The organism is Spirulina sp. CS-785/01 (assembly GCF_028330525.1).
GTDB lineage: Bacteria > Cyanobacteriota > Cyanobacteriia > Cyanobacteriales > Spirulinaceae > JAQMSD01.
Genome location: NZ_JAQMSD010000219.1, coordinates 1 through 8,217, shown reverse-complemented (window position 1 = coordinate 8,217; position 8,217 = coordinate 1). Strand labels below are relative to the sequence as shown.

The following is an 8,217-nucleotide window of genomic DNA, read 5'->3' as shown; positions in this document are numbered from 1 at the left end:
TGGCATAGACGCACCACCTTTATTGCTAGTTGTGGAGGGGTTACTGTTTCCCAACTAAAATCTTATGTCGAGAAACAGAATACTCCTGATTGACAATTTTCGGACATCGAATCCTCAAATTGTCGGGCTATCCTTCCCGAAGCTCACCCTGTCGGATAGAGCGCGGGGCTGTCGCCCCTAGCTCAATGGTGGCTGTCACCTGTTCGGCCCGGACTTCTACGGGGAGACTGTCACTGGAGGTGCGTTTGCGTAGCGTCTCGGAACGAGAATCGCGTACCGCAGGAGAAGCAATAGTCAAGAGGGTGCGACCATCAATACTTGATTTGATCTCTGTTGTCTCAATATTGCCGATGCGAGTGACTCGGGTCGGTAATAAATTGCTCTGGGTTGCTTGCTCCCATCCCAAAAATTGGGCGTTGGCGAGGGGACTCAAATGGAGAACCAAAAAACAAGTGGTGAGGGTGATGGCAATCCCTTTACACAGGGTTGAGGGAAAGCGCGATCGCCAAGCCAAAAAGCGAACAAACATGATTTTATCATCCAACTGAATTCAGAGTTATAAACAATCTTTTGGCTGTTTTCAGTCTTGTAAAAATATCATTTTATATTTTATTTATATCGCAACTTAAACCACAGCACAGTTCCTGCCAAAATAAAAGTTGCTAAATTGGTTAATAACACCGGAACATCTCGCACAAACAACCCATAAACAATCCACAAAACCACCCCCGTACAAAACGTAGAAAACATCCCCAAAGAAATATCACGAGTTGAGCGCGTTTTCCACGTTTTAATCACCTGCGGTAAAAAAGAAATCGTCGTTAAAGTCCCCGCTAATAACCCAATCATAGTGATTAAATTCATTGCAGCACCTCAAAAAAACTATCATCCAACTCGTAACCTAACATTTTCGCCATTCCCTTGAGCTTACTGGGAGCAAATATGCCTTTTTCTTGTAACCAGTCACTAATGACAAAAATCTTCCCCATCACAAAAATTTCTAAGGCTTCAGGATTATATTGTATCCCCTCAACCCGATTAAATTGATGGGGGACTAACATGGCCGCATAACGGGAAAATTCCTTTCTCCAGTCTAACAAATAAGGCAACCAAGGATAACGAGCATCTAACCGTAAATACCAAAGACGAATCTCTGGAATTTCTGATAATTCTCTAGGATCAGTTTCTTCCCTAGGAAAATCAATCTCAAACCCCAGATCATCGGAACGAGTCGCTAAATCGGTATTATTTAAAAGTTTTTCAATTGCTTTATCAACCGGAGTTAAGTCCAGTTGGTAAATATTTTCCGCTGTTATTTTAATGGTTTCTGTCATGCTTAATTAATCCCCAAAGCTACAGTCTAGAATAGGAGAAAATCCAACTATTGTAAATCCTCTTTTTCTCGTACAAACCCCTCTCGAATTTCATATCCCCACTGAGGATTTTGTTGTGCCAACTGCTGTGCGAGTTCATCTTCCCCTAAACGACACAGATCAGTCAGTTGGTCATACCCCCTCACTTTATCATCTTCTCGCTGTTGTAAGCGAATTTGACGACGTTCTTGTTCGGAAGGGGTGGCGCGACTTTGGCTTAATGTGTCAATGTTAGAGAGAGGCTGCATAGGAGTTAATCGGTTATGGTTAATTTAGAATAATGAGTCAATTAATATAATAAACTCAATATAATCAAGTCGGAGAGGCTAAATACTCTCGCAAACTCACTTTAAGTTTTTCACTCAAATTACCTGACAAAAATTGAATTGTATTGCAAGATACTTCACCACTCAATAAATCTTCTAACTGATTGTGACATAAGTCCATATCTTTTGCATTATGTCCCTGTAATTCCCTTTGAGCATCTGAACTAAGACCAACTGCTGTGACAATTACACCAGCAAACATCCCTTCACGTCTTAAATCTTCCACAAAAGCATTAAGGGTATCTCGTTTAAAGAATTTTTTTTCAATCCGTGACTTATGTAAGCTATTCTCGTATTAAACTATCATAAGCTAATGGAGACTGCTATATCAGACTTAAAACGGATAAAGATCGACAATTTCTCCATCAACAATTTTATATCCCCATTCCGGGTGTTGGGCAATTTGTCTCGCAATAATACTGCGTCCTAATGGGCTATTATAGGCGTTTTGTAAGGTTTCGAGGTCGGGGGGATGCTCCGGTTTTTCCTCTGGGGGGGCCGCTTCGAGTTGGGGAGGGGGTTGTAATGCTTGCAGTTTCTCGATGACTGACTGTTTGCTGAGGGACTTGCGATCGCTAAATGACGGCGGCAAATAAGGCGTTTTCACCCCCAATTCTAGAGCTTTTTGGCCTTGTTCGGCAAGGCGATCGCATTTTCGCAAAAACCCCTCCCACAACACCTGAGCAATTTTCGGGTTTTGTAAATCAAAACGGGCCTTCACCATCGCAGACTCCAACGGTTCACCCTTATGGACATAATACTGCACCCGTTCCTCCTGAAACGCCGGATAAGGAACACCAGGTTCAACCTCCCACTCCCGTTGCACTTGCTGAGAAGTCCCCATGGGGTGTCCCTGTTGAAAGTCCTCCCAGTAAGGAGACAACAACCCCTTACTCAACCGATCAATTTCATAAAAGGCCGCATCCCCCGGACGAGGATGGCCCTCTTCCTTAAAATGCTCCAATAATTGCCCGTGAAAGGCGTTTAACTCCTCCTGAGACTTCCAAGGCCCCTCAAACCGATAATTCGGGGTGGTAGAGGTGCGAGAAGGGAAACGAGACGCAGCAAAATAGGGATCAGTTTGGGGGTGCGACGGAGGGGGACTCGGTGCAGAAAACACCAATTGCTGAAACTGCGTAATTTGCTCCTGTAGCACCCCTTCTTCGAGGTGGCCTTGTCTTTTCCCCTGACTGAGTTGTTCTGTCAGTAAACCGCGATTTTTCAGCGCAGTACAGGCCATCTCCTGTTCCTTGCGCGTTAACCCCGTGGCCTGCTGAATCTGACCCTCGCTTAATTCTACCCACTCCTGTCCCTGTTCGAGCAAATAACCAAGCAACACCGCACCCGTCACCCCCCCCGCAATTTTCGCCAACTGGGGGGAATAGGGTTTCCAGTCCTCTAACTGTTGGTGGATAAAGTTGGGAACAGTGGACATAATGAATGACAAATCTTGACTTCTAAGTTAAAGTTGAAATGAGTATGAATAAGTATAACGACAAAACATTAAGTCCTCTCATCCTCCCAATCCCAAGAAGTCGATTAAAGGTCGATTCAACAAAATTGTAGCGACTCAGAAACTCGCGTCACAATCCTTTCAGCATTTTCATTGAGTGCCTTGAGACAGACCCCTATCTCATCCCCGTGGAAAAAATACCCCTTGAGCAATACAACCAAACCCCTACACTTTGCTTCAATACAGTGTGATGTGATAGTAACAGGCCACTCAACCCACAAATCCTTTCTTTGGACTAATTACTGATTACTAATTACTGATTACTAATTACTGATTACTGATTACTGTATAGACGATGACTAAAGCGCAAACTCCTACCCCAACTTCTGAAACCCCTATCCGTTCCCTAGAGGACGCTTATGAGCGTTGTCAGACATTAGGAATGCGTCTCAGTCGTCAACGGAAATACATTCTAGAATTGCTCTGGGAGGTAAAAGAACATCTTTCTGCAAGGGAAATTTACGATCGCCTGAATCAACAAGGCAAAGAAATCGGTCATACTTCAGTGTATCAGAACCTAGAAGCCCTATCGAGCCAAGGAATTATTGAATGCGTCGAACGCTGTGATGGTCGTCTCTACGGACATAGCAGCGATGCCCATAGTCACGTCAACTGTTTAGATACCGACCAAATTATTGATGTGCATATCGAACTCCCCTCAGAAATTCTCGCACAAGTCGAAGCAGAAACGGGGGTAAAAATTAGTGAATATCGGGTTAATTTCTTTGGGTATAGAAAGGAGTAATGGGTAATGGGTAATGGATCATTAATTTTTGTTCTCCCCTATCTTCCCCATCTTCCCCATCTCCTCCACCTTCCCCATCTCCCCCATCTCCCCTATCTTCCCCATCTCCCCTATCTTCCGACTCCCATCTCCCGACTCCCGACTCCCGACTCCCCAACTTCCGGATATCTAGCTGTCTTTCTCCTGTTGTTCTTCAAGATACTCTGAAGAAGACTCATTATTGAGTTCATCTTTAAATCCGCGTAGGGTTTTTCCCATTGCACTACCAATTTCAGGGATTTTTTTGGGACCAAAGATGAGGAGTCCGACTCCTGCGATAATTAAAACTTCTGGCCATCCTAAACCGAACATGGGGGGTTGCTCCTTAATTTCTGTGAACAAACGGTACACTTCTGCCGCAATGTTCTCCCTTACAGTATATGCTGAAACTTGCATCAGTATCTCAAGTAACCGTAGAAGGTATGGCGACTTTATCAACTCCCACCCTCAAACAAGACCTCCATCCCCTAATTCAACGTTTAACCGACACCCTATTATCCCATTGGGAGCAGTATTTACAGCTATCTCCCTATACCTTACCGGAGGGGGTAAGCTACATTGAAGGGTTGCTAGATGAGGAAAAGCTGAAAATTGAAAATCGCTGTTATGAGACTCCGCAGTTTCGGAAATTACACCTAGAGTTAGCGAAGGTGGGGAAGAATTTAGACATCCTGCATTGTGTGATGTTTCCCCGCTTAGAGTATAACTTGCCCATGTTTGGTTGTGATTTAGTGGGGGGGAGAGGTCAAATTAGTGCTGCGATCGCAGATTTATCCCCCACTATGGGACAATTATCCCCAGGCTATCTACAAAATATCCCTACTTTAGAGGCCGATCATTTTTCCCAACCCCGTGACTTACCGGAATGGGGGGACATCTTCTCACAATTTTGTCTCTTTGTGCGTCCCAGTACCGAGTTAGACGAACAACGGTTTTTAGCCAGAGTCAGTCATTTTTTAACCGTCCATTGTCAGCAAGCAGTGGCCGCAAACCCCTTATCCCCCGAAGACCAAGCGCGAAATTTAGCGGGACAACAATATTATTGCACCCAACAACGGCAAAATGACAAAACCCGTCGCGTCTTAGAAAAAGCATTCGGAGACGAGTGGGCCGAGTTTTATATGAATTCTGTCTTATTTGACTTACCGGAAGAATTTTAGGGGAAGTTAGGGAGAAACCGGGTTTCTTAGGCTAATTTTGGCTCAATATCGAGAGACTCGACAAACCATAGCTTCACAGTAAATAATATATTCTTTGGACATTGAATAAAGATAAAGATAATTGCCAGTACATTATTTTAGTCTCTAAACCCCCATTAAGGCATCTCCCAACCGAGTTTGGTGGGTTGCTGATAGACCTTTTTTAAGGTGTTTAAATCTCTGGGGGAAATGGGAGGGGGATCACTCACTTGTGAGGGATAGAGGACATCTTGGGGGTTGTCGCTGTGGCCCCAAATGCCTAAAGCGTGGCCGAGTTCGTGACGTGCTGTGCCGAGGGTGTGATGATAACTTTGATGGGGACTGAGGAGGATTTTAAAACGGTGGGAGAGTTGGGGGGGTTTGGTTTCGGTGAGGTATAACTTGTAGCTGGTTTCGGCGTTTCTTGCCCCTGCAATGTCTAATTCTCGCGTTTCTCGGTTGACGGTGGCCCGGAGGGGAGGGCGCGATCGCACCCAGATAATATCAGCATCTTCGGGCTGTTCCACTTCCACCAAAGGGAGATAGACATTCCAAGCCGCGATCGCCTTTCTCACCGCCTTCACCCACAGATCATCCTCCCCCTCTCTCCGATCTAAATACACCGTAACCGGAAACTCCGACCAAACCAAATACCCCACAGGCGTTTCCTCCACCTGGGCAAAATAATCCCCTGCATTCTCTTGATCAGTCCATTCCCGAAGCGTAGGGGGTAAGGGATGCACCTGAAGCGAAGGGAGACTCGTTGCCCCATACACTCCCCGCAATCCCCCCAAACATAACACCAAAACCACCCCGAATAGCACCAAGCGTCCCCAGTATTTCAACCAGTGACGCTTGTAATGCTTCACTCCTCGACTGAACCAACTCAGGAAAAAGAATGATGCTAACATCCTCTCTCTATGCTAACCAGCCCGCGCTCAAAACAACAGTGAGACTCATAAATAAAATACTCAACACCCAAGTCACCCGGTTAAGCGTAACTTCCGCGCTTTTGGTACTGGTGAAAAGTTGCGCTTGTCCACCAATCCCCCCAATTCCATCACCTTTGGGACTATGTAACAAAACGAGAACAATCAACAAAAGGGCGGATAAACCCCAGACAATCTGCATTAATTGAGTAACATTCATAGGACGAAGACAATTAGACTAAAATTAAGCGAAATTTTCAAAATCTCTTTTTATCACTGTAACAGAATTGGGGAGAGTCGATGAGCCAACCCTATCGAATTGGCATAACCGGAGGCATTGCCACAGGGAAAAGCACAGTAACAGCATATTTAGCCACCGCGCACCAATTGCCTATTTTAGATGCAGATGTCTATGCACGGGAAGCAGTAGCCAAGGATTCACCCATTTTAACAGCCCTAGCCAATCAATTCGGTTCTCACATCCTACACCCCGACGGCCATTTAAACCGCAGCCAACTCGGAGAAATCATTTTTAATGATCCCCAAGCGCGAGACTGGGTAGAAAAACAAATACATCCCTTTGTGCGCCAACGGTTTCAAGAGACCTTATCCAGACTAAAACATAAAATTGCCATATTAGCCATTCCCCTCCTCTTTGAAGCACAATTCACCGACTTAGTAGAGCAAATTTGGGTCATTTCTTGTTCTCGTCAAGAACAAATTAACCGTCTCTGTCACCGAAACCAACTCACCCCAGAGCAAGCATCAGCCCGAATTGACAGCCAATTCCCGTTAGACCAAAAAGAGCAACAAGCCGATGTCGTAATTAAAAATAACGCCGATTTAGATAATCTTTATCAGCAAGTTGATAAATATTTATCTTCGGTTATGTCCAATCAACAATTAAAAATAAACCCTTAAAAATTAGCAATGTAAAAAACATCAACACTCAAAAATTATCAATCCGTTCGTAGTGTATGCCTTGGGTTAAAACCCAAGGCTAATAGCTGAAACCCGTTAAAACGGGTTAATAGACCAATTGAAAAATTAAAAATTTAGGTGTAGGGTGGGCATTGCCCACCCACCCCTGTCAAGATACAAGGTTGGGTGTAACGGAGTGAAACCCAACCAGAAATATTGGATCAGTTACCTTGACAGGACTAGCATTGCCCACCCTACAGCTATAGATTAGAAATCAAGATTAATTCTTTATGATTGCTGTGATCATAAAATAAAGAATGAATGGGCAGCGTTATCCCATCATTTAATGTAACTCTTTCTCCGATTTCTACCGTATGATATAAAGCGAGATAAGGGGCTAACTCTTGCTGATCTTGGTAACTCATTTCCCGAAAACCACAGTTAATAAAGGCTTTAATATATTGCTCATTATGTTTAGCACAATGACTAGGAATAACTGCCATTAACTTAGTCGCCCCCGCTTGATTTCCCATAGTTTGCGCTGCTTGAATTAAATCTTTAGACCTTGTGGGTAAATGGAGTTCTTGACATAAGAATTTATTTTTATAAATCGTGCCAATTTCCATGATCGTCAGGGTTTTATGGGTTATAATAGGATATAAACAAACTGTCCATAAAAGCTGATTGTTATGAATACAAATTTCAGCTAACCCTTGTTGAATTTTTAGAAAAATATCAACCGGACATAACCGATCTGTTTCTAAGTCTGGAAAAGATGTATTTTTGAGGAAATTTACGGCGTTTGAGATTTGCTGAAAAATAATCCAATTATGAGGTTTGCTGGCTAACTGTTGTTGGAGAAGGGAGCGTGTTAAAACTTGGTTCACGACAATCCTAATCTATTCTACCTTTTTCTATTTTAGATTAGGTTGATCGAAATTGGCTTTTCTTTTTAATTTTTGGTAACATTAAAATAATTGTGAAATTCCCTTGAGTTGTATTAATACAGAATCCACCCCCCATATCCACTATCTTTGTGAAGTCTTAATCATTGTAGGGTGGGCATTGCCAGCCCTGTCAAGGTGAGAAATTGTAGAACGAGACACCGTTGTTTCAGACACTTGTGAGAGACATTTTCTCCCCCTCTCCCAAGGTTGGGAGAGGGGGTTGGGGGGTGAGGGCGACTCCAAACC

General features: G+C 43.8%; 14 protein-coding genes. 4 read left to right on the top strand and 10 right to left on the bottom strand.

From position 1 onward, the window contains the following. Positions 1–127 precede the first annotated feature (127 nt). The 6 genes from PN462_RS14405 to PN462_RS14380 all read right to left on the bottom strand — a co-directional run bounded on the left by PN462_RS14405 (position 128) and on the right by PN462_RS14380 (position 3,134). Complete coding sequence (locus PN462_RS14405) at positions 128–529, bottom strand: hypothetical protein (protein ID WP_272129148.1); 402 nt, start codon at positions 527–529, stop codon at positions 128–130. Positions 530–609: 80 nt separating this feature from the next. After that, positions 610–864, bottom strand: coding sequence for a SemiSWEET transporter (locus PN462_RS14400; protein ID WP_272129146.1), 255 nt, complete (start codon positions 862–864; stop codon positions 610–612). Beyond that, entirely contained in the window at positions 861–1,334 is a 474-nt protein-coding gene (locus PN462_RS14395) for a CRR6 family NdhI maturation factor (RefSeq protein ID WP_272129144.1), read from the bottom strand. Before PN462_RS14395 ends, PN462_RS14400 begins: the two co-directional genes overlap by 4 nt. Positions 1,335–1,381: 47 nt before the next feature. After that, entirely contained in the window at positions 1,382–1,621 is a 240-nt protein-coding gene (locus tag PN462_RS14390; RefSeq protein WP_272129142.1) for a hypothetical protein, read from the bottom strand. Positions 1,622–1,685: 64 nt separating this feature from the next. Beyond that, complete coding sequence (locus tag PN462_RS14385) at positions 1,686–1,925, bottom strand: hypothetical protein (protein WP_272129140.1); 240 nt, start codon at positions 1,923–1,925, stop codon at positions 1,686–1,688. Between the two features lie 108 nt (positions 1,926–2,033). Beyond that, positions 2,034–3,134, bottom strand: coding sequence for a hypothetical protein (locus PN462_RS14380; RefSeq protein ID WP_272129138.1), 1,101 nt, complete (start codon positions 3,132–3,134; stop codon positions 2,034–2,036). A 373-nt stretch (positions 3,135–3,507) separates the two neighbouring features. On the opposite strand from PN462_RS14380, the gene PN462_RS14375 reads away from it, so the two are divergent. Continuing rightward, positions 3,508–3,957: a Fur family transcriptional regulator gene (locus PN462_RS14375; protein ID WP_272129136.1), complete on the top strand. Its 450-nt coding sequence runs from the start codon at positions 3,508–3,510 to the stop codon at positions 3,955–3,957. 6 nt (positions 3,958–3,963) lie between these two features. Then, positions 3,964–4,164 (top strand): hypothetical protein, encoded by a 201-nt coding sequence (locus tag PN462_RS14370; RefSeq protein WP_272129135.1) that lies wholly within the window; start codon positions 3,964–3,966, stop codon positions 4,162–4,164. Here PN462_RS14370 and tatA read toward each other — a convergent pair. Then, positions 4,126–4,308 (bottom strand): twin-arginine translocase TatA/TatE family subunit, encoded by a 183-nt coding sequence (tatA, locus tag PN462_RS14365; RefSeq protein ID WP_443029178.1) that lies wholly within the window; start codon positions 4,306–4,308, stop codon positions 4,126–4,128. The genes PN462_RS14370 and tatA overlap by 39 nt on opposite strands. Before the next feature lie 110 nt (positions 4,309–4,418). Between tatA and PN462_RS14360 the strand changes: the two genes are divergently transcribed. Next, positions 4,419–5,156 (top strand): phycocyanobilin:ferredoxin oxidoreductase, encoded by a 738-nt coding sequence (locus PN462_RS14360; protein ID WP_272129131.1) that lies wholly within the window; start codon positions 4,419–4,421, stop codon positions 5,154–5,156. 155 nt (positions 5,157–5,311) lie between these two features. Here PN462_RS14360 and PN462_RS14355 read toward each other — a convergent pair whose 3' ends face one another. Both PN462_RS14355 and secG read right to left on the bottom strand, forming a co-directional pair. After that, positions 5,312–6,085 carry a peptidase gene (locus tag PN462_RS14355; RefSeq protein ID WP_272129129.1) on the bottom strand — a complete coding sequence of 258 codons (774 nt, stop codon included), beginning with the start codon at positions 6,083–6,085 and terminating at the stop codon, positions 5,312–5,314. 7 nt (positions 6,086–6,092) lie between these two features. Then, positions 6,093–6,323, bottom strand: a complete 231-nt coding sequence (gene secG / locus PN462_RS14350) for a preprotein translocase subunit SecG (RefSeq protein WP_272129128.1) — start codon at positions 6,321–6,323, stop codon at positions 6,093–6,095. A gap of 80 nt (positions 6,324–6,403) precedes the next feature. Here secG and coaE point away from each other — a divergent pair, with 80 nt between their 5' ends. Then, the gene (gene coaE, locus PN462_RS14345; RefSeq protein ID WP_272129126.1) at positions 6,404–7,024 is read left to right on the top strand and encodes a dephospho-CoA kinase; all 621 of its coding nucleotides are present in this window, start codon (positions 6,404–6,406) and stop codon (positions 7,022–7,024) included. A 260-nt stretch (positions 7,025–7,284) separates the two neighbouring features. Here coaE and PN462_RS14340 read toward each other — a convergent pair whose 3' ends face one another. Continuing rightward, positions 7,285–7,911, bottom strand: coding sequence for a hypothetical protein (locus PN462_RS14340; RefSeq protein WP_272129124.1), 627 nt, complete (start codon positions 7,909–7,911; stop codon positions 7,285–7,287). Positions 7,912–8,217 lie beyond the last annotated feature (306 nt).

Coding starts and splice junctions, on each gene's coding strand:
- PN462_RS14395 (WP_272129144.1), bottom strand. CDS start 1,334: ATGACAGAAACCATTAAAATAACAGCGGAAAATATTTACCAACTGGAC.
- PN462_RS14380 (WP_272129138.1), bottom strand. CDS start 3,134: ATGTCCACTGTTCCCAACTTTATCCACCAACAGTTAGAGGACTGGAAA.
- coaE (WP_272129126.1), top strand. CDS start 6,404: ATGAGCCAACCCTATCGAATTGGCATAACCGGAGGCATTGCCACAGGG.
- PN462_RS14400 (WP_272129146.1), bottom strand. CDS start 864: ATGAATTTAATCACTATGATTGGGTTATTAGCGGGGACTTTAACGACG.
- secG (WP_272129128.1), bottom strand. CDS start 6,323: ATGAATGTTACTCAATTAATGCAGATTGTCTGGGGTTTATCCGCCCTT.
- tatA (WP_443029178.1), bottom strand. CDS start 4,308: ATGTTCGGTTTAGGATGGCCAGAAGTTTTAATTATCGCAGGAGTCGGA.
- PN462_RS14355 (WP_272129129.1), bottom strand. CDS start 6,085: ATGTTAGCATCATTCTTTTTCCTGAGTTGGTTCAGTCGAGGAGTGAAG.
- PN462_RS14405 (WP_272129148.1), bottom strand. CDS start 529: ATGTTTGTTCGCTTTTTGGCTTGGCGATCGCGCTTTCCCTCAACCCTG.
- PN462_RS14370 (WP_272129135.1), top strand. CDS start 3,964: ATGGGTAATGGATCATTAATTTTTGTTCTCCCCTATCTTCCCCATCTT.
- PN462_RS14375 (WP_272129136.1), top strand. CDS start 3,508: ATGACTAAAGCGCAAACTCCTACCCCAACTTCTGAAACCCCTATCCGT.
- PN462_RS14360 (WP_272129131.1), top strand. CDS start 4,419: ATGGCGACTTTATCAACTCCCACCCTCAAACAAGACCTCCATCCCCTA.
- PN462_RS14390 (WP_272129142.1), bottom strand. CDS start 1,621: ATGCAGCCTCTCTCTAACATTGACACATTAAGCCAAAGTCGCGCCACC.